The sequence below is a fragment of the Micromonospora vinacea genome, assembly GCF_015751785.1.
GTDB classification, from domain to species: domain Bacteria; phylum Actinomycetota; class Actinomycetes; order Mycobacteriales; family Micromonosporaceae; genus Micromonospora; species Micromonospora vinacea.
Genome location: NZ_JADOTY010000001.1, coordinates 3,700,290 through 3,726,701, shown reverse-complemented (window position 1 = coordinate 3,726,701; position 26,412 = coordinate 3,700,290). Strand labels below are relative to the sequence as shown.

The window sequence follows — 26,412 nt, the reverse complement described above, 5'->3', positions numbered from 1 at the left end:
CGGCTGATCGGGGGCTCTCGCACAGGCCTAGTAGGGTACGAGCCATGCCAGAGATCCTCGACCAGGCCCGGACCCAGGTCCTGGGTGACGGTGTCGGCCTCGATCAGGCCGGCATCCTCGCCGTGCTGAACCTGCCCGACGAGCACCTGCCCGCCGCCCTCCAGCTCGCTCACGACGTGCGGATGCGCTGGTGTGGCCCGGAGGTCGAGGTCGAGGGGATCGTCTCGCTCAAGACGGGCGGTTGCCCGGAAGACTGCCACTTCTGCTCCCAGTCGGGCCTGTTCACCTCGCCGGTGCGCTCCGTCTGGCTGGACATCCCGTCGCTGGTCGAGGCTGCGAAGCAGACCGCCGCGACCGGGGCGACCGAGTTCTGCATCGTCGCCGCGGTCCGCGGTCCGGACGCCCGGCTGATGAAGCAGATGCGCGAGGGCGTCGCCGCCATCAAGGCGGAGGTCGACATCCAGGTCGCCGCGTCGCTGGGCATGCTCAGCAAGGAGCAGGTCGACGACCTGGTCGACATGGGTGTGCACCGCTACAACCACAATCTGGAGACCTGCCGGTCGTACTTCCCCAACGTGGTCACCACCCACTCGTGGGAGGAGCGCTGGGAGACGCTGCGGATGGTTCGCGACTCGGGCATGGAGGTGTGCTGCGGTGGCATCCTCGGCCTCGGCGAGACCGTCGAGCAGCGGGCCGAGTTCGCCGCGCAGCTCGCCGAGTTGAACCCGCACGAGGTGCCGCTCAACTTCCTCAACCCTCGCCCCGGCACCCCACTCGGTGACCGCCCGGTGGTGGAGGGCAAGGACGCGCTGCGGGCCATCGCGGCGTTCCGGCTGGCCATGCCGCGCACCATCCTCCGGTACGCCGGTGGTCGCGAGATCACCCTCGGCGACCTCGGCACCCGCGACGGTCTGCTCGGCGGCATCAACGCGGTGATCGTCGGCAACTACCTGACCACGCTGGGTCGGCCGGCGACTGCCGACCTGGAGCTGCTGAACGAGCTGAAGATGCCGGTCAAGGCCCTCTCCGACACGCTGTGACGACGATGACGACGACGCAGCTGTGGTGCGACCGGTGCGGTGAGTCGGCGACGGCCACCGCCCACCCGGCCTGCGCGTCGGCCCGCCAGTTGGAGCCGCCCCGGTTCTGCCCCTCGTGCCGACGCCGCATGAAGGTGCAGGTGCTGCCGGTGGGCTGGTCGGCGGTCTGCGTCGAGCACGGCGAGATCCGGGGCTGAGCCGGTGCTGCGAGGGCGGGCGGTGACGCTACGACCGGCAACGGGCGCGGACGTGCCGGCCCTCGCGGCGATCCGGGCCGACCCGGAGGTACGCCGGTGGTGGCGGGGCGGCGACGACCTGGCCGATTCGGTGCGCGCCGACCTCGCCGACGACGACCTGCACGTGTACGCGATCGAGCACGACGGCCGGGTGATCGGCGCGATCCAGTGGTACGCCGAGGCGGACCCGGACTACCGACACGCCAGCCTGGACGTCTTCCTCGACCCGGCGGAGCGCGGCGCCGGCCTCGGCGGTGACGCGATCCGCACCCTGGCCCGCCACCTGATCGACGAGTACGGCCACCACCGTTTCACCATCGACCCGGCGGCGGCGAACAGCGCTGCCATCCGGGCGTACGCCAAGGTCGGTTTTCGTCCGGTGGGGGTGCTGCGCCGCTACGAGCGCGGCGCGGACGGCCGCTGGCACGACGGCCTGCTGATGGACCTGCTCGCCGACGACCTCACCGGCTGACGCCGAGCCGCGGATCAGCCACGTTGCAGCAGATCTGGACAGTTACCGTCCGCACGGACTATTCAGCTCGCGCGGAACGGTAACTGTCCAGGATCTCGTCGCGGTGCCGGTCAGGCGATGGTGCAGGGGATGTTGTTGACGGTGAAGGCGGTCGGTTTCGGGTTGGTGCCGCTGTACGTGCCGTTGAAGCCGAAGCTCACCGACGCGCCCGCCGCGATCGTGCCGTTGTAGGACAGGTTCGTGGCGGTGACCGCCGCGCCGCTCTGACTGAACGACGCCGACCAGCCCTGACTGACGCTCTGCCCACCGGGGAAGCTGAACCGCACTGTCCAACCGTTGATCGCTGTGGTGCCGGTGTTGGTGATCGACACGTTGGCGGTGAAGCCGCTGCCCCAGTCGGTGGTGGCGTACCCCACAGTGCAGGTGCCGCCGACCGGCGGGGCCGCGGTGGTCACCGCGACCGGCGCGGACGCCGCGGACGTGTTGCCGGCCGCGTCCACTGCCACCACGTAGAACTGGTACGCCGTCGAGGCGGTCAACCCGGACACCGCCTGGGTGGTGCCGGTCGGCGAGCCGACCAGCACGTCGGTGGCGCCGGCCTCGCGGTAGACCCGGTAACCGGTGACGCCCACGTTGTCGGTCGACGGGGTCCAGGCCAGTGTGAGCCCGGTGGCGGTGACGGCCGAGGCGACCGGAGTGCCGGGCGTGCTCGGTGCTGTGGTGTCGGCGGTGCCGGCCGGTGGTGTGGTCACGCTGAGCACCGGTGAGGCGGCCGACGTGTTGCCGGCACCGTCGCGGGCCACGACGCTGAACTGGTACGTCTGCGCCGGCAGCAGCGTCGAGATGGTAAGCGTGGTGCCGGTGACGGGCCGGTTCACCACCGTGTCGCCGCCGACCAGGATTTCGCGGACGTCGTAGCCGGCCAGGCCGCTGCCGCCGCTGTCGGTGGACGGCGCCCAGGTCAGGGTGACAGTGCGGGGGCCGAGGTTGGACGCAACCGGGGTACCCGGGACGGTCGGCTTGGTGGTGTCCGGCACGACCGGGCCCGGCTCGTCGCCCCAGACGCGGGTGGCGCCGGAGTAGAGCGGCACCTTCCGGTTGGGCCCGGCGGTGGCCTGGTACGACGGGTCGTTCGTCGGGTCCCAGGTGCCGCCCTCCGGCACGCCGATCTTGAACTGGACCTCCATCCGGTGCTGCGACTGACCCGCCGGGGCGATGGTGTGCCCGGCGCAGTCCACCTCGACGTACCAGATGTCACCGCTGAACTGCTTGGCGGTGGTCGGGGACGGGCAGCCCTGGGTGTAGCCGGCGGTGACCTGCACCGGGCCGGTGCCGTCGGGCCGGAAGTAGTACCGGAACCGGCCGTCGGTCAGCGCACGGGCCGGGAACGCGGACTTGTTGTAGACCATCACCTTGAGCCCGGTGGCCCGTGGTTCGGCCTGCGTCACAGTGGTCTCCACTGTCAGCTCGTCGATGTCCGGCGTCTCGGCGACCGGGAAGTTCGCCAGCGGCGTGCCGCCGTACTCGGAGGTCAGCCGGACCAACGCGGACGTGAAGCCGGCGTTGTAGTCGGTGGCCACCTCGTTCATCACGTAGTCCGAGCGGCTGTCGCTGTAGGCGTCGTTGGCCGAGGACGGGCCGCCGACCAGCGCGCCGTAGAGGGTGTGCCGGGTCTCCACGGGCACTGTCTGGCTGTCCCACCAGGAGCCGTGCGCGGTGCGGTGGTGCGGGTTCTTCGGCGAGTTGGCGCCGAACCCGATGACGTAGCTGGAGTTACGGGGGTTGTCGCCGAGCGCGTAGTTGATCTGCCGGACGGCGAAGTCGTGGTAGCGCGCCTTGCGGGTGGTGTCGGTGGTCTTGTCGCTGTAGACCAGCGCGGCGAAGGAGGTGTTCGCGGCGTAGCGCAGCGCGCCCCAGGAGTCGAGCACCGCCATCCCGCCGGGTGAATACGGAACCCGCTGCCCATTCACCCCGACGGTCCAGTAGTCCAGCCACCGGTTGGCGTCGTCGACGTACTTCTGCTTGCCGGTCAGGTTGGCCAGCAGCACGTACGCGCCGAACTGCTTGTTGTCCCAGGCGATGGTCCACTTGTAGGAGCGGGTGGTGGACTGGTTCTCGGTGCCGAGCTTGTCGTACTCACTCTCGGCCTTGGCCAGATAGCTGGCCTCGCCGGTGGCCCGGTGCAGCCAGATCGCGGCCCAGACCAGCTCGTCCTGCCAGCCGCTCCACGAGCGGTAGAAGCTCGTGGCGTCGGTGATGCACTCGTGGTAGGCCTTCCGAACGGTGTCGGCGAAGGTGTAGAGCTGCCGGGCGTGCCCGAGCAGCCGGTCGGCGTAGGCCGCGTCGGTGGGCCGGAACACCATCGACGAGGCGGCCATCGCGGCCGCCGTCTCCCCCGCCAGGTCCGCGCCGCCACAGCTCGCATCGATCTTGTACGCGGGCCGCGCCATCTGCATCACCTCGGCCGGGCCCCACCACTTGTGGTCGTCGTCGCCCTTGCCGACCTGTCCGTAGAGGACGTTGGCCGACGGGTGCGCCTTGATGAAGTAGTCGTTGACGAAGCGCAGGTTGTTGAGCAGGTGCGGCAGTTGCCCGGAGGAGGTGTAGCCGCTGCGGTATTCGACAGCTCCCCAGGCGAGCATTGTCGCGCTGAACGCCATCGGGAAACCGAACTTCACGTGGTCGCCGGCGTCGTACCAGCCGCCGGTGAGGTCCACCCCCGCGCTGGCGCCGTCGGTGAGCGCGCTGTCTCCCCGCCAGGAGACCCGGTTCCAGTCGGGCAGTCGACCGGACTGCTGCGCCTCGTAGAAGAGCAGCGACTTCTGCAACGCCTCGGCGTAGTTGTAGGTCGCGGCCGGCGCTGCGGAGGCGGGCGCGGACGGCGGCGCGGTCACCGCGAGGGACGCGCCGGTGAGCAGCGCGACGCCGATGGCCAGCAGCCGCCGCGGCCAGGGCTGGTCGGCGGCCGGTGACCGGCCAGGCTGGCCGCTGAACGGCCGGGTCAGGTGGCGCATGGCGGGCTCCTGTCGGAGGCGCCGCCGGCGGTCGCACCGACGCGGGACGGCGTACGGGCGGCACGGCCACCGGCGACAGCGGGGGTGGCGGTGTGACCACGGGTCATGGAAGCGCTCCCATGGATAACCGACAATGTAATGGTCGGGTCGGCGGTTGGGAAGCCCGCCAGTTGCGGCCGAGGCACGCCGCGTCGCTTTCGTACTCACGAGTAACCACTGCGGAGCATCTCACACCATCGAGCTAGCTCAATATGTATTCAGCGTTTGCGCAGCTCACCGCAGAAGCCTCCGGAAAGATCCTCACGCCGCTGGAGCGCGTCGGCGGCCAGCCAGACAAACGTACTGTTGCTGACCCGTCACCAGGCGCGAGACAGTACGGCTCACCAGCGGTGCCGTCGACGCCGCCGCTCCCCGGTCAACCCTGAGGAGAAGCGATGGCACTACGACTCGCCGACGACACCGCCTGGACCGACATCCTGGCCCGCGCGGTGGCCGTCACCCCGGAGGCGTTCGGCGCCGAGGTCGACGGCGTCACCACACTGCACAACCTGGTCGAGGGCGAATGGCGGGCGGTCGGCCAACCCGCCGCGATCCGCACCCCGGTGGACAACACAGTCCTCATCAACCTGCCCCGGATCGACGCGACCACCGCGCGCGCCGCTGTCGCCCACGCCGCCGCCGCGCACCGGACCTGGGCCTGGACCCCGCTGGCCGACCGCAAGGCCCGGGTCGTCGACGCCCTGGACTCGCTCACCGCCCACCGCGACCTGCTCGCCCTGCTGCTGGTCTGGGAGATCGGCAAGCCGTGGCGGCTGGCCTGCGCCGACGTGGACCGGGCGCTCGACGGCGTCCGCTGGTACGTCGGCGAGATCGACCGGATGCTCGCCGACGGCCGCCAGCCACTGCCCGGGCCGGTCAGCAACATCGCGTCGTGGAACTACCCGATGAGCGTGCTGGTGCACGCCGAGTTGGTGCAGCTCCTGGCCGGCAACGCGGTAATCGCCAAGACCCCGTCCCAGGGCGGCGCGGTCTGCCTGACCGTCGCGCACGCGCTGATGCGCCGGGCCGGACTGCCCGCCACGCTCGTCTCCGGCAGCGGCGGGGAGTTGTCCGAGGTGCTGGTCCGGGCACCCGAGATCGGCGCGGTGGCGTTCGTCGGCGGCCGGTCCAACGGCGGCAAGGTGGCCGCCGCGCTGCTCGACAGCGACAAGCGGCACTTCATCGAGCAGGAGGGTCTGAACGCCTGGGGCATCTGGAACTTCTCCCAGTGGGACCTGCTCGCCACCTACCTCAGGAAGGGCTTCGAGTACGGCAAGCAGCGCTGCACCGCGTACCCCCGGTTCGTGGTGCAGCGCGACCTGGTCGACGAGTTCCTCGACATGTACCTGCCGGTCGTCCGCTCGGTCCGCTTCGGTCACCCGCTCGCCGTCGGCGACGACTGGGCCGCCGGTGACCCGCTACCCGAGCTGGACTTCGGGCCGCTGATCAGCGCCGCGAAAGCCGACGAGCTACGCCGCACTGTCGACGAGGCGGTCCGCGGCGGCGCGATCCCGCTGCACCGGGGCAAGCTCACCGGCGCGCCGTTCCTTCCCGGGCAGGACACGTCGGCTTACGTGGCGCCGTCGGTGCTGCTCGCCCCGCCCGGACGGTCCCGGCTGATGCACGCCGAGCCGTTCGGGCCGGTCGACACGATCGTCGTGGTGGACACCACCGACGAACTGCTGGCCGCGATGAACGCCTCCAACGGCGCGCTGGTGGCCTCGCTGGCCTGCGACGACACCGACGAGGCCGGCAAGCTCGCCGTGGACCTGCAGGCGTTCAAGGTGGGCATCAACAAGCCGCGCTCACGCGGTGACCGGGACGAACCGTTCGGCGGCCGGGGCGCCTCCTGGAAGGGCGCGTTCGTTGGCGGCGACCTGCTGGTGCAGGCCGTCACCGTCGGCGGCGACAGCCGGCTCTACGGCAACTTCCCCGACTACAGCAGCTACCCCACCACCTGATACCGGGAACGCGAGAGGCCCCCTTGTGGACGTTCGGCGCGCGCAAGGGGCCCTCGTCGGGCCTAGACGCCGGGCGCGGCGAACGCGCCCTTCCGGTCCGCCGGGGCGGCGACAGCGAGCGGCACGGTGAGGGTGAGCAGCCCACCGTCGCGCTCCGTCGCGGCCGGCCGACCGAGCCGGTGCAGCGTGCGCAGCATCGGGTCGTTGGTGGCCTGGATGTGCAGCACCAGCGCCGCGTACCCGGACCGGTCGGCGTGCTGGACCAGCCGGCGCAGCAGCGCCGACCCGAGCCCGCGCCGCTGCCAGTCGTCCCGCACCAGCAGCGCCACCTCGGCCTCGTCGCCCTCGCCGAGCAGGTTCGCCATGGCGACCACCGACTCGGCAGTGCCGTCGGACCCGGTGGTGCTGGCGATCAGCGTCAACCCTCGGCTCGGCTCCAGCAGCCGACGCAGGCGGGCCGGCTGCGGCAGCGCCGCCCCGCCCAGGTAACGCCGCTGCCGGCTGCGCGGTGAGCACGCCTCGTGCAGCTCGACGACGCCGGACAGATCGCGGGCGCTGGCCGGTCGGACGGCCACCTCCGCGCCGTCGGGCAGCACCACTGTGACCTGTTCGGCGGCTCGGCGCGCCACTGTGGCGGCCAGCTCGACCAGGGCCTGCGCCCGCGCGTATTCCGCCGGGGTGAAGTCGGGCGCGGCCCGGCGCAGCGCGAACGAACCGCCCGCCGGGTCGGCCAGCAGCATGCTGGCCCCGGTGATTCCCCGTTCGACGCCCACCGACGCCGGCCGCCAGCTGACGACGTCGGCGGCGAGCAGGGTCCGCAACGCCTCGCCCGTGGCGTCCGGGTCACGGACCAGCCGGTTGGCCAGCCCGAGCACCCGGGTGGGCTGGTCGGCCAGACCACGCGCCTCGCTGCGCGCCACCCAGCAGTCCCGCCCCCGGCCCCGCTCGACGGCGGCGATCAACTCGGCCTCGTCGAGCGCGTCCGGCGCGTCGACCAGGAAGTCGTCCACCGCGCCCTGCTCGGTGGGCTGCACCTGCACGGTGAGGATGTTGACCCCGCGCAGCGCCAGGCTTGCCGTGAGCACCGACAGGTAACCCGGTCGGTCGTCCACCGTCGCTCGGATCCGCCACAACGTCATGGTTGGCTCCCTTCCCCGGTAAGAGCCTCACCCCCGCCTGTTGCCGCCCGGTTGCCCGGCGGTGTCGGCCCGGGAACTCCTCGGGCCGGTCAGGGGCCGGCGACCACCGGCGGCGCGCCGACGAGGTCGAGTCGGTCGCCGAGGATCACCGCGCAGGCGCGGACGAGCTGGGTGAGCCGGTCCACCTCGGTGCTGTGGAACGCTGCGGCGGAGAGGGTCTCGCTGCGCTCGCGGGCCACCACCAGCACCAGGCCCGCCCGGCCGAACGGCGCGATCGCGTGGTGGGTGCCGTCGGGCGTGGTCATCGACCGGCCGCGCAGCGGGGTCACCTCCGGCAACCGCAGGGGCACGGGGGTACGCCAGCTGGCGTGCCCCACTGTCGCCCCGCCACCGCTGGTGCGCGAGGCCCAGTCGACCGGCACCACTGCGGCCACGGCCCAGTCGGCGGCCAACAACCCGGGCACCGCGTCGACCAGGGTGGCCAACCCGTCGGCCGGGTTGGCCGCGACCTGGGCCAACAGCTCCGCGTCCTGGCCGGTGGTGGTGGGCGCGCCGATCGCCCGCCACACGCCGTCCACCCGCACGCCCGGTATCGCCGCGAGGCCGGCCAGCAGCCGCTCCACACGCGCCGCACCCGGCCAGACGACAGTGAAGTCGTCCACCGCGCGCCCGCCGAGTCGTTCGAGGACCACCACCTGGACGATGTCCGCCCCCGAGACGCCCAACGTGCGGGCGACCTGACCGAGGGTGCCCGGACGGTCCGGCAGGGTGACCCGAACTCGCAGCAACATGTCTGTCCCTCCGCTCGGCGGGCCGGCGAGAGAGCGGCCGGCAGGCTGACCCCAGCCTGGTAGTTGACCATTTCGTCCCTGTTGCAGGGGCATGTCCCGAGCGGAAATTCTGACCTTGACAACGTGAGCGGGCTGCCATCAACTAGTCGGATGAGCGATCCGGCCGTCGACGCGTCACGGCCGGGGGCCGTTTCCCTCTCGCCGGCGGGGCTGGCCCTGGACCGTCTCGCCGAGCATCTGGCGGAGCACCGACCCGAGCTTGCCGTCGGGCCGCTGCGTGCCACGCTGATCGCGGGCGGCAAGTCCAACCTCACCTACCTGCTGCGCCTCGGCGACCACGAGGTGGTGCTGCGCCGCCCACCGCTGGGCCACGTGTTGGCGACCGCGCACGACATGGCACGCGAGTTCCGGGTGATCTCGGCGCTGGCGCCGACCGATGTGCCGGTCCCGGGCACGCTGCTGCTCTGCACCGACCCCGAGGTGATCGGCGCACCGTTCTACCTCATGGAGCGGATGCCCGGCGAGGTGTTCCGCACCCGCGCGCAGACCGACCCGCTGGGCGACGAGCGCCGCCGGGCCCTCGCCATGGCGATGATGGACACCCTCGCCGCGCTGCACAGCGTCGACCCGTCCAGCGTCGGGTTGGCCGACTTCGGCCGCCCCGAGGGCTACCTGGCCCGGCAGGTCCGCCGCTGGGCCGGGCAACTCGACCGCTCCCGCAGCCGCCCACTGCCCGGCATCGACGAGCTGCGCGACCTGCTCGCGGCGACCGCCCCGGAGGGCGCGAACGCCGGCCGGATCGTGCACGGCGACTACCGGCTGGACAACCTCCTCGCCTCAGCCGACCCGGTGGCCGTGCACGCGGTGCTCGACTGGGAGATGGCCACCCTCGGCGACCCCCTCGCCGACCTGGGGCTGCTGCTGACGTACTGGGACGTGCTCGGTGGCAGCGACACCGCAGCGGGCAACCCCGTCGCCGACGGGCTCGGCCCGCGCGCCGGCTTCCCCACGGGCAGCGAGCTGATCGACAGGTACGCCGGACGCAGCGACGTGGACGTCGGCCCGCTGCACTGGCACGTGGCACTGGGCTGTTTCAAGCTCGCTGTCATCTGCGAGGGCATCCACTACCGCCACACGCTCGGGCAGACGCTCGGCGAGGGCTTCGACCGGATCGGCGAGATGGTGGCACCGCTGGTCGCGCACGGGCTGACCGCCGCCAGGGAGCGGTGATGGACTTCTCATACGACAGCCGGACCGAGGAGCTGCGCGACGAGCTGACCCGGTTCCTGACCGAGCATGTCTACCCGGCCGAGGCCGTGCACGCCGAGCAGGTGGCCGCCGGGGACCCGTGGTCGCGTACCCCGGTGTTGGCCGAACTGAAGGCGGAGGCCCGCAAGCGCGGCCTGTGGAACCTCTTCCTGCCCGACCCGCGCTACGGCGCCGGCCTGACCAACCTCCAGTACGCGCCGCTGGCCGAGCTGACCGGGCGCAGCCCGCACCTGGCGCCGGAGGCGGTCAACTGCGCGGCACCGGACACCGGCAACATGGAGTTGCTGGCCGAGTTCGGCTCGGAGGCGCAGCAGAAGCGCTGGCTGATGCCGCTGCTGGAGGGTGAGATCCGCTCGGCGTTCTGCATGACCGAGCCGGAGGTCGCGTCCTCCGACGCCACGAACATCGCCACCCGGATCACCCGTGACGGCGACGAGTACGTGATCAACGGGCGGAAGTGGTGGTCGTCCGGGGCCATGGACCCGCGCTGCGAGATCTTCATCGTGATGGGCAAGACCGACCCCACCGCCGACCGGCACCGCCAGCAGAGCATGGTGCTGGTCCCCCGGGACACCCCCGGGGTGACAGTGCGCCGGGGCATGACCGTCTTCGGCTACACCGACGGTTCGCACGGCGGGCACGCCGAGATCGACTTCACCGACGTCCGGGTGCCCGCGGAGAACCTGATCGGCGCCGAGGGCACCGGCTTCGCCATCGCCCAGGCCCGGCTGGGGCCGGGCCGGATCCACCACTGCATGCGATTGATCGGAATGGCTGAGCGGGCATTGGAGCTGGTCTGCAAGCGGGCGCTGGAGCGGATCGCGTTCGGCCGGCCGCTGGCCGAGCAGGGCGTGGTCCGGGAGTGGATCGCCGAGTCCCGGGTCCGCATCGAACAGGCCCGGCTGCTGGTGCTGAAGACGGCCTGGCTGATGGACACCGTGGGCAACAAGGGCGCGCACACCGAGATCCAGGCCATCAAGATCGGAACGCCGGCGATGGCGGAGTGGGTGATCGACAAGGCGATCCAGGGGTACGGCGGCGCCGGCGTCAGCCAGGACACCCCGCTGGCCGCCCTCTGGGCGCAGACCCGCACCCTGCGCCTCGCCGACGGCCCCGACGAGGTCCACCGCAACTCACTGGCCAAGCGCGAACTCCGCCGCTGGGCCCCCGCCTGACCGCCAGGCAACAACCCGGCCCACTCACCCACCCGCCCCGCAGGCCCACACGCTCAAGATCGCGCTCGATCCTGCCCGCCAGCCTTGTTGATCATGTGGTTGGCGAGGCGAGATGCCGGAAATGTCCAGGCCAACTCCATGATCGACCGCAAAACGTGGGGACGCGCCGCGCGGGCTTCTTGGGGCGGGGGGGGTTAGGCGGAGGCACGGTGGACCAGTTGGGTGTCCAGGAGGATGTGGGAGGCGGGTAGCTCCTCGCCACGGATCCGGGCCACCAGCAGGCGGGCCATCTGCCGGCCCATCTCCTCCACCGGCTGGAAGACAGTGGTCAACGGCGGTTCGGCCTGTCGGGCGATGGTCGCGTCGTCGAAGCCGATCACCGCGACGTCCTGCGGAACGCGGCGGCCGGCCTCGCGCAGGGTACGCAGTGCGCCGAACGCCATGAGATCGGACGCGACGAAGACCGCGTCCAGGTCCGGGCAGACCTCCAACAGCCGGCGCATTCCCGCCGCGCCGCTGCCCTCGCTGAAGTCGCCGTACGCGATCAGGTCGGGGTTGACGCTGGCGCCGGTGGCCTTGACCGCGTCGGTGTAGCCGGCCAAACGGGCCAGGCCGGCACCCATGTCCTGCGGACCGGCGATGGTGGCGACGCGTCGCCGCCCCTGCCTCGCCAGGTACTCCACGGCCTGCCGGGCCCCGCCAACGTTGTCCACGTCGACAAACCAGGCCGGTTGGGCGCCGGGTTGCAGCATCCGGGCGGGCCGACCGCCGAGCACGGCGGGCAGGCCGCGCTCCTCCAACAGCGTCGGCAGCGGGTCGGAGTCGTGCAACGACAGCAGCAGGACGCCGTCGACGTGCTGGTTGGTGAGGTGGTGCTCGACCCGCTCCCGTTCCACGGGCGACTGTGCCATGGCCAGCCAGAGCTGCATCGGCGTCTCCAGCAGCCCGGAGCTGATCCCCCGCACGATCGAGGCGAAGAACGGCTCGGTGAAGACCCGCTCACCGGATTCGGACACCACCAGCGCGACGGAGTCGGTCCGCTGGGTGACGAGCGCACGGGCGGCCCGGTTCGGCACGTACCCCAGCTCGGCGATGGCCTGTTGGACCGCGGCGCGGGCCTCCGGGCTGACCTGGGGCGAGCCGTTGACGACGCGGGAGACCGTGCCCCGACCGACGCCGGCACGCGCCGCGACCGCGTCGAGGGTCGGGCGCCCGAGCGACCGGGTGCGCTGCGTTGTCATCGTCTGCTCCTCCGACGGCGGGCGGACCCGGCGCCACCTGCGGGAGGTGGACGCCGGGGCCGTCCTGATGGCTGGCCCGAGCCTATTGTGCGGCCAGACCGTTGCGCCGGATCACCGAGGCGTACCACTTGGCGCTGGACTTGGGGGTGCGGACCTGGCTGTCATAGTCGACGTGGATCATGCCGAACCGCTTGGTGTAACCCCAGGCCCACTCGAAATTATCCATCAACGACCAGGCAAAGTATCCCCGCAGAGGCACTCCGGCGTCGATCGCCTGGTGGGCGGCGCGCAGGTGGGCATCGAAGTAGGCCAGCCGATCGACGTCGTCGACCTGCCCGTCGACCACAGAGTCGACGAACGCGGAGCCGTTCTCGGTGACGTACAGGGGCAGGTCGGTGTAGCCGTGTACCCGACGCAGCGTCTCGGTCAGGCCGGGGGCGTCGATCTCCCAGCCCATGTCGGTGACCGGGACGCCACGGGTGACGAACCGGACGTCCTCGCTGCCCGGCCAGCACGAGGGGGCCGGGTCGGCCTCGACGCCCTCGACCGGTGCGGCGACCACGTGCCGGCTGTAGTAGTTGACCCCGACCAGGTCCAGCGGCGTGGAGATGGTCGCCAGGTCGCCGTCGCGCACGTGGTCGAAGTCGGTCACCGTGCTGAGGTCGGCCACCAGGTCCTCCGGGTACGACCCGCGCAGCAGCGGGTCCAGGAAGAACCGGTTGGCCAGCCCGTCGATCCGCCGGGCGGCGTCCCGGTCGGCGGGGGCGTCGCTGGCCGGGTCGACGGGGTAGAGGTTGACGGTCACGCCCACCTCGGCGGTCGGCCGGGCGGCCCGCAGGGCCTGCACGGCCAGGCCGTGACCGAGCATCAGGTGGTGTCCGGCGCGCACCGCGTCCGCTCCGTTGGTGCGGCCGGGGGCGTGCACGCCGGAGCCGTAGCCGAGGAACGCGGAGCACCACGGCTCGTTCAGCGTGGTCCAGTAGCGCACCCGGTCACCGAGCGCGTCGGCCACCAGCGTCGTGTAGTCGGCGAAGCGGGCCGCAGTGTCCCGGGCCGGCCAGCCGCCGGCGTCTTCCAACGGCTGCGGCAGATCCCAGTGGTAGAGGGTGAGCCACGGCTCGATGCCGTTGGCCAGCAGCTCGTCCACCAGTCGCCGGTAGAAGTCCAGGCCGCCCGGGTTGGCCGCGCCGGTGCCGGTGGGCTGCACCCGGGACCAGGAGACCGAGAAACGGTACGACTTCAGGCCCAGCTCGGCCATCAGCGCGACGTCGTCGCCGAGGCGGTGGTAGTGGTCGCACGCGACGTCCCCGGTGTGCCCGGCGACGACCCGACCCTCGGTGTGGCTGAAGGTGTCCCAGATCGACGGGGCGCGGCCGTCCACGGCCGCGGCCCCCTCGATCTGGTACGCCGCCGTCGCGGCCCCCCAGAGGAATCCGGGTGGAAAGGTCAGCCCGGGGCGCTCGTCGAGGACGTCGACGGCGGGTGGGCTGGCGGGGTTGCTCACGACTTGACGGCACCTTCCATGATCCCGCCGATGATCTGGCGGCCGAACACGAGAAAGACGAGCACGAGGGGGATGGTGCCGATCGCCGTGGCGGCGAACACCTGGGAGTAGTCGGTGTAGTAGGCGTACGACAGGAAGGAGAGCGAGACCTGGAGGGTCGGGTTCTCCGGGGTGAGGATGGCGTACGGCCAGATGAACGAGTTCCAGGTCTCCATGAAGGTCAGCAGACCGAGCACGCCGGCGGCGGGACGTAGCGCGGGCAGCACGATGCTCCAGTAGATCCGGAAGGTGCTCGCCCCGTCGACGCGGCCGGCCTCGATCAGCTCGTCGGAGATGGCCTGGCTGGCGTACTGCCGCATCATGAACACGCCGAAGGCGCTGACCAGGAACGGCACGGTGACCGCGTACAGGGTGTCGTACCACCCCAGGTCCTGCATGATGGACCAGAGCGGGATGAGGCCCATCTGGGTCGGGATCATCATGGTGACGATGATCGCCAGCAGCAGGGCGTTGCTGCCCCGGAACTTCAGCTTGGCGAAGGCGAACCCGGCCAGTGAACCGGTGAGCACCACCGACACGGTGACCACCGAGGAGACGATGATCGAGTTCATCATGCCGGTGAGGAAGTTGGCGGCGTCGTTGTCGAGCACCCGCCCGAAGTTGTCACCGAACGCTCCGCCGGGGGTTACCGGTGGCGGGACTTCGTTGATGGAGTCCAGGCTGCGAGTGCCGATCACCAGCATGTAGTAGAACGGGTAGATCGACAGCAGTGCCGCCAGGACGAGCGCAACGTAGGTCAGCGGACTGGTGCGCCACAGGCGCTGGGAAGCCGAGATCATCGATCTCTCCTCACTTCGCCGAGCGGCGGACGAGTAGGAAGTTGAACAGCGACACCAGGATGATGATCATGAAGATGGCCCAGGCGACCGCGGCTCCGTAGCCGGCGGAGTTCAGGTTCACGATGCCCATCTCGTACATGTACATGGCCAGCGTCTGGAACTCCCGCTGGCTGCCGCCGAGAATGTTGCCGTTGGCGAAGAGCAGCGGCTCGGTGAAGAGCTGCATGCCGCCGATCGTGGACAGGATGACCACGAAGATGAAGGTGGGCTTGAGCATGGGCAGGGTGATCTGCCAGAACTGCCGCCACGGGCTGGCGCCGTCGATCGCTGCGGCCTCGTAGAGATCCTTCGGGATCGCCTGCATGCCGGCGAGCAGGATCAGGGTGTTGTACCCGGTCCAGCGCCAGTTGACCATCGAGGAGATGGCGAACCACGAACTCCACCGCTGCCCGTCCCAGTCGACCGGGTCGACACCGACGAGGCTCAGCAGCCAGTTGAACAGGCCGAACTCCCGCTGGAACAGCATCCCGAAGACGATCGCGACCGCGGCCACCGACACCACGTTCGGCATGAAGATGGCCATCCGGAAGAAGGTCTTGGCGCGCAGGAAGGTCCGGTTGAGCAGGTTCGCCAGGAAGAGGGCGAGCAACAGCTGCGGGATGGTCGACAGGGCGAAGATGCCGAACGTGTTGACCAGCGCGTTCCAGAAGTACTCGTCGGAGAACAGCCGGGTGTAGTTGTCGAAGCCGATGAACGAGTGCTCGCCGATCATGTCCCAGTCGTGCAGCGACATCCAGGCGGTACGCACCATCGGGTACAGCCCGAACGCACCGAAGATCAGGAAGAACGGGGCGATGTAGAGGTACGGCGAGTACTTGACATCGAGACGGTTGAGTAATCTTCCGCGGCTACGTCGGCGATCGACGTCGGGAGAAGGCGGTGCTGCTGGCGACGGCGGTGCCGTCGTGGCCGACAGGCTCATGCGAATTTCCTTTTCCGGCGAGGCCCGGGGGCCCTCGCGCAGGGCGCTACGCGGAGGGGACCGGCCGGTGGCGTCCGGGAAGCCCCGAACGCCACCGGCAGGGAATCACTCAGAAGGCACCCTGAGTCTTGGCATCCTTCGTGAACTGCTCCCAGGCCTTCGCCTTGTCGGCCTGCCCGCTCTCGAACGCCCGCAGGGCCGGCTCGAGCGCGTTCTCCTTGACCGCCTGGTGCTTCGGGCCCAGGTGGGTCGGCTGGATCTTGGCGACGCTCTCCCCGAAGATCTTGCCGGTCGGCGCGTTGCTGAAGTACTCGTTGGTGTAGCCGATGAACGCTTCGTTCTTCAGCGCCTCCAGGTTGGTGGGCAGCGGGCCCTTGGCCTTGAAGGCCTCCACCTGGCTCTTCGCGTTGGTCAGGTACTCGGCGAGCTTCGCCGCCTCCTTCGGGTACTTGCTCTGCGCCGGAACGGCGAGCCACGAGCCGCCCCAGTTACCGCCGCCACCCGGCACGGACGCGACGTCCCACTTGCCCTTGTTGGCCGCACCGGAGTTCTCCGAGACGATGCCGAGCATCCAGGACGGGCAGAAGGTTGCCGCGAAGGTGCCCTGCTTGAAGCCACCCGACCACTCCGGCGACCAGGTCTGCGCCTTGGCGGAGATGTCCGCCATCGACGTGGCGGTGTCCCAGGCGTTCTTCACCGCGGGGCTGGTGTCCGCGATGATGTTGTCTTCCTTGTCGTAGAACAGGTCACCGTTGCCCTGGAACATCACGCCGTTGGAGACGGCGGTGATCGAGTCGATGAACGCCTTGCCGCCGCTGCCCTGCTTGTACTTCAGACCGGCGTCGTGGAAGCCCTTCCAGTCCGGCCAGAGCGCCGACACCTGGTCGCGCTCGGTGGGCAGGCCGGCAGCCTGGAACAGGTCCTTGCGGTAGCAGACGGCGAGGCTGCCGACGTCGGTCGGGAGGCCGATCAGCCGGCCGTCCGGCGCCTTGCCCAGCTCCCACTTCCAGGGCAGGAACTCCTTGGAGTGGTCGGCAACCAGCGGGTTGAGGTCGGCCCAGTTGCGCGCGTTGGGCTTGAACTCGTTGAGGATGCCCTCTTCCAGGGCGGTGACGTCCGCCGCGCCCTTGCCGGTGGCCAGGTAGCGGACCAGCTTCGGCCGGTACTCGGCGAGCTGCGCGGTCTTGCGCAGCTCGACCTTGATGCCGGTGTCCTTCTCGTACTGCTTGACAAGCTCTTCGTAGCCGAACTCGCCGAACGTGTCGACGACCAGCTTGGCCGGCTTCTCGCCGGCCGCCGGCTTGTCGTCGTCGTTGCCGCAGGCTGCGAGACCGCTGACCGCGGTGATCGCGGCCAGGGCAGCGGCCGCCAGGCGGGTACGCCGCGTGGTGACACTCATTCGCTGACCCCTCTTTCCGGTGGTGAGGCTGATGTGTGTGGTGGGGGGGTGCTCATCGCGCCGGGCCGGGGTCCGTGAGTGACACACACCACCTCCGGGAGCGCTCCCATGAGATTGCCGGCGGGTAACGGGAGTGTCAATAGGGCGTTGGGAGCGTTCCCAGATCGTTACCGCTGATCACTCCGGCCCCGCCTACCCCACCAACAACGCCGCCCATCCCGGGTGATCAAGAGGTTTCGGTCAGGGATCGCGGCTCTGCTGACGCCAACCTCTTGATCGACAACGCCTCCCCCGAGGGGACGGGCGGGTCAGCAGAAGCGGTGGAGGAGGGTGGTTGCGCGGTCGGGGTCGAAGCTGCCCGGGTCGAAGGTGGAACCCGCCCAGTCGCGCAGCATCGCCTGACGGGGGCCGACGAGGTCGACCGGGGCGGTCTGGTCGACCAGTGCCTCCAGGAGCGCCTGGTAGCCCGGCGGCCCGCCGATACCCTCCGGCGGGCAGGCCCGCTCGCCGGCCACGCAGACCGGGTACCGCTCGTCGGGGTCGGCGGTCAGCGCGTCCTCCACGACCAGGTCGTGCTCCCACCAGTCGCCGAAGTCGTACGTGTAGGAGAACCGGCTGCCCTTGCCGAGCACCGCGTCGAGCCGCACGTCCAACTCGTCGTGCAGCGCCAACTCCCCATCCGGGTCGGGCTCGCCGTACTGCAACGCGTCGATCTCGAACGAGTGCAGGTGACAGTCCCGCCAACCCATCGCGTGCTGCACCACACGGTGCAGCCGGTCCAGCGTGTAGCCGGCCGGCACGAGCACCCGGCGCCACACCGGCGGGCGGGTCCCGGCGAGGGACATCTTCAGCTGGAAGATCTGACGCGACATGCTGTCCTGTCCTCCCGCGGCTTAGGCTGCCAGCATGATCTGCCGAGCGTGCCGGGCCCGGCGACACGACGACTGCCCGGGCCGGAACTGGTGCGACTGCCAGCACCGTACCGCCGAACCCACCCCTCCGGTCACTGGTCCGGCCGGCGAATGACCGTCGGAATTCCGATCCGGCGGCTCTGGCCCCAGCCGTCGACGCAGCCGATCGACGACGCCGCGCTGACCGCCCTCTACGACCGCGCCGACAAGCCCCGACTGCGGGTGAACTTCGTGGCCAGCCTGGACGGCGCGGTCACCGTGGACGGCTACTCCGCCGGGCTCTCCGGCGAGCCGGACAAGCGGGTGTTCGGCCTGCTGCGGATGGTCTGCGACGCCCTGGTGGTGGCCGCCGGCACACTCCGACACGAGGGGTACCGGGCGGTCCGCCTCGACGAGCGCCGCCGCGCCTGGCGTCGCGCCAACGGGCTGGCCGAGTACCCGACGTTGGTGGTCGTCTCCAGTTCGCTCGACCTGGATCCGGCGCAGGCTGCCTTCGCCGACGCGCCGACCCGCCCGGTGGTGCTCACCCACGCCGACGCCGACCCGCCGGCCGGGCTGAGCGACGTCGCCGACGTGCTGCGCTGCGGCACCGAGCGGGTCGACCTGGCCGCCGGCCTCGCCGAACTGCACCGACGCGGGCTTACCCAACTGCTCTGCGAGGGCGGGCCCCACCTGCTCGGCGCGCTCACCGCCGCCGACCTGGTGGACGAACTGTGCCTGACCGTCTCGCCACTGCTGGCCGGGCCCGGTTCGGGCCGGATCACCGCCGGCGACGCCGCACCGCCCCGGCACCTGCCACTGCGGCACGTGCTCGCCGCCGAGGACGGTGTCCTCCTGCTCCGCCACGCCCGCCCGTAACCCGCCGTCGCCCGGTCACACACCCACCGTCGTGAGTGTGACGGCGCATGGTGTCGTCCGCCGCGTCGCGTGGCGACCTGTCGTACTCCTCGGGCAGGATGCACAGCATGGTTCCCGACCGTGCTGCCCGACCGACCCGAGTCGCCCGATGACCGACGCCGACCTCGACAGCCCTGGCGAGGCGGTCGGGCGGGTGCTGGGCACCGCCGACGCCACCCCGTTGCAGTTCTGGACGGCCGTGGCGCCCGGCAGCTACCTCCAGCTCGACGACGTGGTGGTCACGCGACGGGAGCTTCCGGACCGGGAGCCCGTGACGATCGCCGGGGTGGTCACCCAGGTCCGCGCGCGGCACGAGGGCGCCCAGTTCGACTCCGACGTGTTCGCCATCGCCGACGGCACGCTGCCCGCGCAGGTGCAGGAGGCGGCCGAGGTCACCACCACCCGGGTCGATCCCGAGCTGTACGTGCCGCCGACGCCGGGCGCCGTGGTGCACCGGGCCGAGGGTGACGCTCGGGCGCGCGCGCTGCACTTCGACCGGATGGAGCGGCGCATCCCGATGGGGATGGGTCGGGACGGCGTCCCGGTCTATCTCAACGCCGACTTCCTCGACGGCAGTCGGGGCGCGCACGTCTCCATCTCCGGCATCTCCGGGGTGGCCACCAAGACCAGCTTCGCCACCTTCCTGCTCTACTCGGTGTTCCGCTCCGGGGTGCTGGGCGGCGACGCGGTAAACGCCAAGGCGCTGATCTTCAACGTCAAGGGTGAGGATCTGCTCTTCCTGGACCACCCCAACACCCGCCTCGACGAGCCCACCCGCGCGGCGTACGCGAAGCTCGGGCTGAGCGCCGGTGCCTTCCCCGACGTGCGTGTGTACGCCCCACCCCGGGTCGGCGACGCGGCCGGCACGCCGGATGTGAGCAGCCGGCTCACCGGGGTGGATTCGTTCTACTGGACGCTGGACGAGTTCTGCGCCGACCGTCTGCTGCCGTACGTCTTCGCCGACGCCGACGATGAGCGCCAGCAGTACACGATGGTGGTCCACTCGGTGGCCGCGCACCTGGCCCGCTACGCCCAGCCCGCCGACGGTGGGGTGAGCATCGACGGGGTTCGGCTGGGTTCCTACGGCGACCTGGTCGACCACATCGTCGATCAGCTCAACGACGACGAGACCCGCTCCGACTGGGCGGGCAGCGCGGTAGGGCTGGGCACCGTCAACGCGTTCGCCCGGCGGTTGATCGGCAGTAAGAAGGACCTGGCCCGGCTGATCCGCGGTGACCTCGCCACCCGTCGCCCCCACTCGATCAACACGAGCGAGTCGGCGCAGGTCACTGTGGTCGACCTGCACAACCTGCCCGACCGCGCGCAGCGGTTCGTGGTGGGTGTGACGCTCAAGAGCGAGTTCGAGCGCAAGGAGAAGTCCGGCACCGCCAAGCCGCTGCTCTTCGTCGTCCTCGACGAGCTCAACAAGTACGCCCCCAGGGAGGGCTCCTCGCCGATCAAGGAGGTCCTGCTGGACATCGCCGAGCGGGGCCGCTCGCTCGGGGTGATCCTGATCGGCGCGCAGCAGACGGCGAGCGAGGTGGAGCGGCGGATCGTCACCAACTCGGCGATCCGGGTGGTCGGCCGGCTCGACCCGGCCGAGGCGTCCCGCCCGGAGTACGGTTTCCTGCCGCCCGCGCAGCGCCAGCGGGCGTTGTTGGCCAAGCCGGGCACGATGTTCGTCAACCAGCCGGACATCCCGGTGCCGCTCTGCCTGGAGTTCCCGTTCCCGGCCTGGGCCACCCGGGTCTCCGAGGCGGGCCGGGCACCATCGGAGACGCTGCGCTCGATCACCCAGTCCGCCGACCCGTTCGCCGTGGTGGGCTCCGGCGGCGGCAGCACCGACGACGACATCCCGTTCTAGCTAGGGGCCAGCACAGCCATGAAGATCCTGCACACCTCCGACTGGCACGTGGGAAAGGTGCTCAAGGGGCAGTCCCGGGCCGACGAGCACAAGGCCGTGCTGGCCGGGGTGATCGAGATCGCCCGTGCCGAGCAGCCGGATCTGGTGATCGTCGCTGGTGACCTCTACGACACCGCCGCACCCAGTTCGGAGGCGACCCGCCTGGTCACCCGGGCGTTGACGGCGCTGCGGCGCACCGGCGCGGACGTGGTGGCGATCGGCGGCAACCACGACAACGGCCCGGCGCTGGACGCGCTGCGCCCGTGGGCCGACGCCGCCGGCATCACGCTGCGCGGTGGGGTGCGGGAAAACCCGGACGAGCACGTCATCGACGGCACCACTGCCGGTGGCGAGCGGTGGCGGCTGGCCGCGTTGCCGTTCCTGTCCCAGCGGTACGCGGTGCGCGCGTTGGAGATGTACGAGCTGACCGCCGCGGAGACCAACCAGACGTACGCCGACCACCTGGGCCGGGTGCTGGGGCGACTGACCGAGGGTTTCACCGAACCGGACCGGGTGCACCTGGTCACCGCGCACCTGACGGTGACCGGCGCGGCCACCGGTGGCGGCGAGCGCGACGCGCACACCGTGTTGGGTTACGCCGTTCCGGCCACCGTCTTTCCGGCCACCGCGCACTACGTGGCGCTGGGTCACCTGCACCGGGCGCAGCGGGTCGCGGGCCCCTGCCCGGTGCGGTACAGCGGCAGTCCGCTCGCTGTGGACTTCGGCGAGCAGGAGAACATCCCCTCGGTGACGATCGTCGACGTGACGGCCAGCACCGCCGCCCGGGTGCGGGAGGTGCCGGTGACGGCGGCGAGCGCGCTGCGGACGGTGCGGGGCACCCTGGCCCAGCTCGCCGAGATCGAGGCACCGGACGCGTGGCTGCGGGTGTACGTGCGGGAGCAACCCCGCGCCGGCCTGCGCGAGGAGGTTCAGGAGCTGCTCCCCCGGGCCCTGGAGATCCGGATCGACCCGGAGCTGTTGGCCGCGCCGGGCAGTGGCGCGCGCATCGCCCAGCGGTCGGGGCGTTCGCCCCGGGAGTTGTTCGCCGACTACCTGGACAGCCGGGGCCACGCCGACGAGGGTGTCCGGGAGCTCTTCGACGAGCTTTTCGAGGAGGTCGAGCACTGATGCGTCCGATGCGGTTGGACATGGCGGGGTTCACCGTCTTCCGGGACGAGACCACAGTCGACTTCACCGACGCCGACTTCTTCGCGCTGATCGGCCCGACCGGTTCGGGCAAGTCCACCGTGCTGGACGCGATCTGCTTCGCCCTCTACGGCATGGTGCCCCGCTGGGGTGGTGCCCGAGGGTTGGCGAACGCGCTCGCGCCGTCGGCGACCGAGGCGCGGGTGCGGTTGGTCTTCGAGTCCGGCGGCGCCCGGTACGTGGCGACCCGGGTGGTCCGCCGGGACGGCCGGGGCAACGTGAAGACCGCGAACGCCGGGTTGCAGTTGATGCCGGCCGGCTTCGACGTGACCAAACTGGACACCGGGTTGAGCCCGGACGACCTCGGCGAGGTGGTGGCCGGCACCCCCGCCGAGATGGAGCAGGCGGTGCTGGAGGCGGTCGGGCTGCCGTACGAGCAGTTCACCAGCTGTGTGGTGCTGCCACAGGGGCAGTTCGCCGACTTCCTGCACGCCAAGCCGGCGACGCGGCAACAGATCCTGGTCAACCTGCTGGGCCTCGGCGTCTACGAGGACGTGCAGAAGAAGGCGACGGCGCGCGCCGCGCAGGCGGAGGCCCGGCTGGAGGCGGTCGACCAGGTGCTCGCCGGGTTGACAGGCGTGGACGACGAGGCGTTGGCCGAGGCCGACGCCCGGGTGGAGCGGATGGCCGAGCTGGCAGCCGCGGTGGCCGAGGCGGTGCCGGAGCTGGCGGCGGCCCGGGTCACCGCACGGGAGGCCGCGGCGGCGCTGACCGCGCTGGACGGCGAGTTGACAGTGCTGACCGGGGTGCGCGCGCCGGGTGGGGTGACCGCTGTCGCTCGGGCGGTCGCCGCGGCGCGGGCCGAGGCCGAGGCGGCGTCGACCGGGGTGTCGCTGGCCGAGGAGCGGGAGGAGAAGCTGCGCGGCGAGTTGGCCGGCGCCGGTGACGAGAGCGCGCTGCGGCTGCTGCTGCGGGCGTACGACGATCGGGACCGCCTGTCCGGCGAGGCCGACACGGTCCGCGCGGCGGTGCGCACGGCGAACGACGAGCACGCCGCTGCGGTGGCGGCCCTGGCCGCCGCACGCGTGGTCGCCGACCGGGCCGACGCCGAGTTGGAGGCGGCCTTCCGGGCGCACGAGGAGGCGAAGGCCACCGATCTGGCGGTGAGCCTGCGGGTGCACCTGCATGCCGGTGCGGCGTGCCCGGTGTGCGAGCAGCCGGTCGTCGAAGTGCCGGCGGTGCCGGCCGACTCGGCGGTGGCGGCCGCGACGGCGGCGGGCAAGGCCGCGCGGGCAGCTACCAAGGCCGCGCAGGCGACGGTGCAGGAGCGGGACACGGCGGCGCGTGAGCTGGAGCGGCTCCTGGTGCAGGCGCGGGCCCGGCAGGAGCAGGTGGAGGCTCGGCTGGCCGAGCTGGCCGGTCAGCTTGCCGGCGCGGCCGAGCCGGCCGTGCTGCGGCGGGAGTTGGCCGAGCACGCCCGGTTGCGGCGCGCGCTGGAGGAGGCGGCGACGGCGGTCCGGGCCGGCCGCGAGACCGCTCGGCAGGCCCGGGCCGGGGTGGACGCCGCCGAGGAGCGGCTGCGGGCGGCGTGGCGGGCCTTCGACACCGCTCGTGACGGGTTGGCCCGGTTCGGCCCGCCGGCGACCGATCGGGACGACGTGGCCGCCGCGTGGGCGGCGCTGACCGACTGGGCGACGACCGAGGCGGATCGCCGCCGTGCCGATCGGGCCGTCCGGGCTGCCGCCGTGGCGGAGGCCGAGTCGTTGGCCGACGGGGTGCAGCGGGCCATCGCGGGCATCTTCGCCGCCGCCGACGTGCCGGTCGGAGACGATCCGGTGCACGCGGCGACAGTGGCGGTGGAGCGGGCCGACGCCGAGCGGCGGCGGCTGCACGAGCGCCGCGAGCAGGCCGGGACGTTGCGCGAGCAGCGGGCCGGGCACGAGCGGGAGGCGCAGGTGGCGCGCGCGCTCGCCGGGCACCTACGGGCCAACAACTTCGAGCGGTGGTTGCTGGCCGAGGCGTTGGACCTGCTGGTCGACGGCGCGTCGGGGATCCTGCGGGAGCTCTCCTCCGGGCAGTACGAGCTGGTGCACGACAAGGGCGAGTTCGTGGTGGTCGACCACCACGACGCGGGGCTGCGTCGGGGCGTTCGGACCCTCTCCGGGGGTGAGACGTTCCAGGCGTCGCTGGCGTTGGCGTTGGCGCTCTCCGAGCAGCTGGCCGGGATGTCCACCACGGCGGCGAGCCTGGAGTCGATCGTCCTGGACGAGGGTTTCGGCACGCTCGACGCCGCCACCCTGGACACGGTGGCGGCGACACTGGAAAACCTGGCGGCCCGGGGCGATCGGATGGTCGGCGTGGTCACCCACGTGCCGGCGTTGGCCGAGCGGATCCCGGTCCGCTTCGAGGTGCGCAAGGATGCCCGGTCCGCGCGCGTGGAGCGGACGGGCCGGTGAGCGCGAGGAGTGCAGCGCGGCGGATGGGACGGGCCGGCCGGTGAGCGACGCCGCGTTCTTCGTGGATTCGTGGGATCCGGCGTACGGTGCGTCGTTCGAGGCGTCCGCCGCCGGGCCGGCCGCGCCGAGCAGCGCCCAGGTCGACGCGGACGTGGAGTTGCCCGCAGTGGACTGGCGGGCCATCGGGGTACGCCCCGGGGTGCGGGCACCCGACGTGGTGTTGCTGGTCGACGGGGTCCGCCGTATCGACGCGAGCATCTGGACGGCGGAGACGGACGGCCTGTCGTTTCCCGGGTTGGCCGCCTCGTACGCCGCCGGGGTGGTCCGGTGCGACCTGGGCCGGGGTGCGGCGCAGTTGGCGGGCACCCGGGTGGGCCGGGGCCTGTTCACCGCGAGCCCGTCGGCGCAGGATGTGGTGGCGGGCGCGATCCGTTACCCGGTGCACCGGGTGGGTGGCACCGGTGAGCTGGCGAAGCTGCCGGCCGCCGTGCAGGGTCCGCTGACCGCGTTGGAGGTGGCGGTGTCGGACGCCGCCCGGGTCGACGGTGACCTGTTGGTGGTGGACGGCCCGTTGCGTAGTCGCCGGCAGTTGCCGCGCACCCTGGGCTACATCAAGACGCAGCACAGCCAGTACCTGGATGCCCGGTTGACCGCTGTGGTGACCGGGATGGCGTCGGGTGAGCGGTCCCCGGTGTTCCGGCTCGGCACCGCCTGGGGTGGTTGGTCGTGGTATTTGCGTCTGCCGGTGGCGATCGGCGCGCCGTGGGCGGGCATCGTTCGGGTGGAGTGCTCTGCCGACCTGCCCGTCGAGGCGGCGATCGAGCTGGCCGACCTGTCGCTGGTCACCCTGCCGCGTTTCGCGTCCACCCCGTACAAGGATCCGCGGGCCCCGCAGAACCTGATCCCGATCGCCGGCCTGGAGCGTCGGCTGCGGGCCCTGCTCGGCGATTCCCGGCTGCTGCACCGCGCGTTGACCGCAGCGGCCCGCGCGGCCCGGTGAGCGCGGATACTGGTTCCGGTGGGGCGTAAACGGGCAGGTGACCGGGTGGTCGAGCAGGTGGACACCGGGCTGGCGGAGCTGGTGCCGGATCCGGACCGGGCCGGCTCGTGGACGTTGCTGTTGGACGGCGCGCCGCAGTCGCACGTCGACCTGACCGACCCCACCCACCTGGAGTTCGAGTACGTGCGGCGGTTGGCCGCCGCAGTGGATCTGATCGCACCGGCCGGGGATCCGCTGCGGGTGCTGCATCTGGGTGGCGGCGCCCTGACCCTGCCCCGGTACGTCTCCGCCACCAGGCCCGGGTCCACCCAGCGGGTGTCCGAGGTGGACGGTGCGCTTGTGGAACTGGTCCGTCGGGCGTTGCCGTGGCCGTCCGACGCCCGGTTGCGGGTCCGGGTGGAGGACGCTCGGGCGGTGCTGGCGTCCACTCGGGAGGCCAGCTACGACGTGGTGGTCGCCGACGTGTTTGCCGGTGCGCGTACCCCGGCCCACCTCACCTCGGTGGAGTACGCGGCCGAGGTGGCCCGGGTGCTGCGCCCCGGCGGTTGGTACCTGGCGAATCTGGCCGACGGCCCGCCGCTGCGGCACGCCCGTGGGCAGGTCGCCACTGTCCGTTCGGTGCTGCCGCAGGCCTGTCTGGTCGGGGACGCGGCGGTGTTGCGCGGACGCCGGTACGGCAACCTGGTGCTGGTCGCCGGCCGGTCCACACCCCCGGTGCCGGAGCTGACCAGACGTGCTGCCGGCGACTGGTTCCCCGGGCGGGTGGTGGCCGGTGACGAGCTGGACCGCTTCGCCGGTGGTGCGCCTGTCGTGCGGGATGCCGACGCGACCGGCTCGGATCCGCCACCGCCGGGGCTGTTCTCGGTGCGCCGCTGACCGTCCGAGCAACGGCGGCGCGGAAATTTCTTCCCCGTTTGTTGATCCGTTGGGGCCGGCGCTGCGTACCACCGGGCGGCCCACCTTGTGGGCCGGCGTTGGTCACGGACATCCCGGAGGTC

General features: G+C 71.6%; 21 protein-coding genes. 12 read left to right on the top strand and 9 right to left on the bottom strand.

Features of this window, described 5'->3' with window-relative positions; genetic code table 11:
- Positions 1 to 44 precede the first annotated feature (44 nt).
- From bioB to IW249_RS17720, 3 genes are read left to right on the top strand one after another with little or no spacing between them, the layout of a single operon-like run.
- Entirely contained in the window at positions 45 to 1,040 is a 996-nt protein-coding gene (gene bioB, locus IW249_RS17730; RefSeq protein WP_196921776.1) for a biotin synthase BioB, read from the top strand.
- Positions 1,041 to 1,045: 5 nt separating this feature from the next.
- Positions 1,046 to 1,237 carry a biotin synthase auxiliary protein BsaP gene (bsaP, locus tag IW249_RS17725; protein ID WP_196921775.1) on the top strand — a complete coding sequence of 64 codons (192 nt, stop codon included), beginning with the start codon at positions 1,046 to 1,048 and terminating at the stop codon, positions 1,235 to 1,237.
- A 4-nt stretch (positions 1,238 to 1,241) separates the two neighbouring features.
- Positions 1,242 to 1,748: a GNAT family N-acetyltransferase gene (locus IW249_RS17720; protein ID WP_196921774.1), complete on the top strand. Its 507-nt coding sequence runs from the start codon at positions 1,242 to 1,244 to the stop codon at positions 1,746 to 1,748.
- 110 nt (positions 1,749 to 1,858) lie between these two features.
- Here the strand turns inward: IW249_RS17720 and IW249_RS17715 are convergent, their stop codons facing one another.
- Positions 1,859 to 4,762, bottom strand: a complete 2,904-nt coding sequence (locus IW249_RS17715) for a glycoside hydrolase family 9 protein (protein ID WP_231392561.1) — start codon at positions 4,760 to 4,762, stop codon at positions 1,859 to 1,861.
- Positions 4,763 to 5,196: 434 nt separating this feature from the next.
- On the opposite strand from IW249_RS17715, the gene IW249_RS17710 reads away from it, so the two are divergent.
- Complete coding sequence (locus IW249_RS17710) at positions 5,197 to 6,762, top strand: aldehyde dehydrogenase family protein (protein ID WP_196921773.1); 1,566 nt, start codon at positions 5,197 to 5,199, stop codon at positions 6,760 to 6,762.
- 62 nt (positions 6,763 to 6,824) lie between these two features.
- Here the strand turns inward: IW249_RS17710 and IW249_RS17705 are convergent, their stop codons facing one another.
- Both IW249_RS17705 and IW249_RS17700 read right to left on the bottom strand, forming a co-directional pair.
- Positions 6,825 to 7,901, bottom strand: coding sequence for a GNAT family N-acetyltransferase (locus tag IW249_RS17705; protein WP_196921772.1), 1,077 nt, complete (start codon positions 7,899 to 7,901; stop codon positions 6,825 to 6,827).
- Between the two features lie 89 nt (positions 7,902 to 7,990).
- Positions 7,991 to 8,692 (bottom strand): ACT domain-containing protein, encoded by a 702-nt coding sequence (locus IW249_RS17700; protein WP_196921771.1) that lies wholly within the window; start codon positions 8,690 to 8,692, stop codon positions 7,991 to 7,993.
- A 150-nt stretch (positions 8,693 to 8,842) separates the two neighbouring features.
- Between IW249_RS17700 and IW249_RS17695 the strand changes: the two genes are divergently transcribed.
- Together IW249_RS17695 and IW249_RS17690 are read left to right on the top strand one after the other, a co-directional pair.
- A complete protein-coding gene (locus tag IW249_RS17695) occupies positions 8,843 to 9,922 on the top strand; it encodes a phosphotransferase family protein (RefSeq protein ID WP_196921770.1) in 1,080 nt (359 codons plus the stop codon).
- Positions 9,922 to 11,136: an acyl-CoA dehydrogenase family protein gene (locus tag IW249_RS17690; RefSeq protein WP_196921769.1), complete on the top strand. Its 1,215-nt coding sequence runs from the start codon at positions 9,922 to 9,924 to the stop codon at positions 11,134 to 11,136. Before IW249_RS17695 ends, IW249_RS17690 begins: the two co-directional genes overlap by 1 nt.
- Positions 11,137 to 11,330: 194 nt before the next feature.
- Here the strand turns inward: IW249_RS17690 and IW249_RS17685 are convergent, their stop codons facing one another.
- The 6 genes from IW249_RS17685 to IW249_RS17660 all read right to left on the bottom strand — a co-directional run bounded on the left by IW249_RS17685 (position 11,331) and on the right by IW249_RS17660 (position 17,973).
- The gene (locus tag IW249_RS17685; protein ID WP_091400709.1) at positions 11,331 to 12,377 is read right to left on the bottom strand and encodes a LacI family DNA-binding transcriptional regulator; all 1,047 of its coding nucleotides are present in this window, start codon (positions 12,375 to 12,377) and stop codon (positions 11,331 to 11,333) included.
- Positions 12,378 to 12,459: 82 nt separating this feature from the next.
- Positions 12,460 to 13,881 (bottom strand): GH1 family beta-glucosidase, encoded by a 1,422-nt coding sequence (locus IW249_RS17680; protein ID WP_196921768.1) that lies wholly within the window; start codon positions 13,879 to 13,881, stop codon positions 12,460 to 12,462.
- Positions 13,878 to 14,720 carry a carbohydrate ABC transporter permease gene (locus IW249_RS17675; protein ID WP_196921767.1) on the bottom strand — a complete coding sequence of 281 codons (843 nt, stop codon included), beginning with the start codon at positions 14,718 to 14,720 and terminating at the stop codon, positions 13,878 to 13,880. The genes IW249_RS17680 and IW249_RS17675 overlap by 4 nt, the downstream gene beginning before the upstream one ends.
- 10 nt (positions 14,721 to 14,730) lie before the next feature.
- Entirely contained in the window at positions 14,731 to 15,702 is a 972-nt protein-coding gene (locus tag IW249_RS17670; RefSeq protein WP_196921766.1) for a carbohydrate ABC transporter permease, read from the bottom strand.
- A gap of 109 nt (positions 15,703 to 15,811) precedes the next feature.
- Entirely contained in the window at positions 15,812 to 17,101 is a 1,290-nt protein-coding gene (locus tag IW249_RS17665; protein ID WP_196921765.1) for an ABC transporter substrate-binding protein, read from the bottom strand.
- Between the two features lie 308 nt (positions 17,102 to 17,409).
- Positions 17,410 to 17,973: a plasmid pRiA4b ORF-3 family protein gene (locus IW249_RS17660; protein ID WP_196921764.1), complete on the bottom strand. Its 564-nt coding sequence runs from the start codon at positions 17,971 to 17,973 to the stop codon at positions 17,410 to 17,412.
- 150 nt (positions 17,974 to 18,123) lie between these two features.
- Between IW249_RS17660 and IW249_RS17655 the strand changes: the two genes are divergently transcribed.
- From IW249_RS17655 to IW249_RS17630, 6 genes are all read left to right on the top strand, one after another.
- Positions 18,124 to 18,870, top strand: a complete 747-nt coding sequence (locus tag IW249_RS17655; protein WP_196921763.1) for a pyrimidine reductase family protein — start codon at positions 18,124 to 18,126, stop codon at positions 18,868 to 18,870.
- A 148-nt stretch (positions 18,871 to 19,018) separates the two neighbouring features.
- A complete protein-coding gene (locus tag IW249_RS17650; RefSeq protein ID WP_196921762.1) occupies positions 19,019 to 20,773 on the top strand; it encodes an ATP-binding protein in 1,755 nt (584 codons plus the stop codon).
- An 18-nt stretch (positions 20,774 to 20,791) separates the two neighbouring features.
- Positions 20,792 to 21,940, top strand: coding sequence for an exonuclease SbcCD subunit D (locus IW249_RS17645; protein ID WP_196921761.1), 1,149 nt, complete (start codon positions 20,792 to 20,794; stop codon positions 21,938 to 21,940).
- Positions 21,940 to 24,414 carry an AAA family ATPase gene (locus tag IW249_RS17640; protein WP_196921760.1) on the top strand — a complete coding sequence of 825 codons (2,475 nt, stop codon included), beginning with the start codon at positions 21,940 to 21,942 and terminating at the stop codon, positions 24,412 to 24,414. Before IW249_RS17645 ends, IW249_RS17640 begins: the two co-directional genes overlap by 1 nt.
- Positions 24,377 to 25,414, top strand: coding sequence for a hypothetical protein (locus tag IW249_RS17635; protein WP_231392560.1), 1,038 nt, complete (start codon positions 24,377 to 24,379; stop codon positions 25,412 to 25,414). Before IW249_RS17640 ends, IW249_RS17635 begins: the two co-directional genes overlap by 38 nt.
- 18 nt (positions 25,415 to 25,432) lie before the next feature.
- On the top strand, positions 25,433 to 26,290 hold the full coding sequence (locus tag IW249_RS17630; protein WP_196921759.1) for a spermidine synthase: 858 nt from the start codon (positions 25,433 to 25,435) through the stop codon (positions 26,288 to 26,290).
- The last annotated feature ends 122 nt before the right edge of the window (positions 26,291 to 26,412 follow it).

Bases quoted from the DNA above. Each gene is read 5' to 3' on its own strand.
- bioB (WP_196921776.1), top strand. From the start codon at position 45: ATGCCAGAGATCCTCGACCAGGCCCGGACCCAGGTCCTGGGTGACGGT.
- bsaP (WP_196921775.1), top strand. From the start codon at position 1,046: ATGACGACGACGCAGCTGTGGTGCGACCGGTGCGGTGAGTCGGCGACG.
- IW249_RS17715 (WP_231392561.1), bottom strand. From the start codon at position 4,762: ATGCGCCACCTGACCCGGCCGTTCAGCGGCCAGCCTGGCCGGTCACCG.
- IW249_RS17710 (WP_196921773.1), top strand. From the start codon at position 5,197: ATGGCACTACGACTCGCCGACGACACCGCCTGGACCGACATCCTGGCC.
- IW249_RS17705 (WP_196921772.1), bottom strand. From the start codon at position 7,901: ATGACGTTGTGGCGGATCCGAGCGACGGTGGACGACCGACCGGGTTAC.
- IW249_RS17700 (WP_196921771.1), bottom strand. From the start codon at position 8,692: ATGTTGCTGCGAGTTCGGGTCACCCTGCCGGACCGTCCGGGCACCCTC.
- IW249_RS17695 (WP_196921770.1), top strand. From the start codon at position 8,843: ATGAGCGATCCGGCCGTCGACGCGTCACGGCCGGGGGCCGTTTCCCTC.
- IW249_RS17690 (WP_196921769.1), top strand. From the start codon at position 9,922: ATGGACTTCTCATACGACAGCCGGACCGAGGAGCTGCGCGACGAGCTG.
- IW249_RS17685 (WP_091400709.1), bottom strand. From the start codon at position 12,377: ATGACAACGCAGCGCACCCGGTCGCTCGGGCGCCCGACCCTCGACGCG.
- IW249_RS17675 (WP_196921767.1), bottom strand. From the start codon at position 14,720: ATGATCTCGGCTTCCCAGCGCCTGTGGCGCACCAGTCCGCTGACCTAC.
- IW249_RS17670 (WP_196921766.1), bottom strand. From the start codon at position 15,702: ATGAGCCTGTCGGCCACGACGGCACCGCCGTCGCCAGCAGCACCGCCT.
- IW249_RS17665 (WP_196921765.1), bottom strand. From the start codon at position 17,101: ATGAGTGTCACCACGCGGCGTACCCGCCTGGCGGCCGCTGCCCTGGCC.
- IW249_RS17660 (WP_196921764.1), bottom strand. From the start codon at position 17,973: ATGTCGCGTCAGATCTTCCAGCTGAAGATGTCCCTCGCCGGGACCCGC.
- IW249_RS17655 (WP_196921763.1), top strand. From the start codon at position 18,124: ATGACCGTCGGAATTCCGATCCGGCGGCTCTGGCCCCAGCCGTCGACG.
- IW249_RS17650 (WP_196921762.1), top strand. From the start codon at position 19,019: ATGACCGACGCCGACCTCGACAGCCCTGGCGAGGCGGTCGGGCGGGTG.
- IW249_RS17645 (WP_196921761.1), top strand. From the start codon at position 20,792: ATGAAGATCCTGCACACCTCCGACTGGCACGTGGGAAAGGTGCTCAAG.
- IW249_RS17640 (WP_196921760.1), top strand. From the start codon at position 21,940: ATGCGTCCGATGCGGTTGGACATGGCGGGGTTCACCGTCTTCCGGGAC.
- IW249_RS17635 (WP_231392560.1), top strand. From the start codon at position 24,377: ATGCCCGGTCCGCGCGCGTGGAGCGGACGGGCCGGTGAGCGCGAGGAG.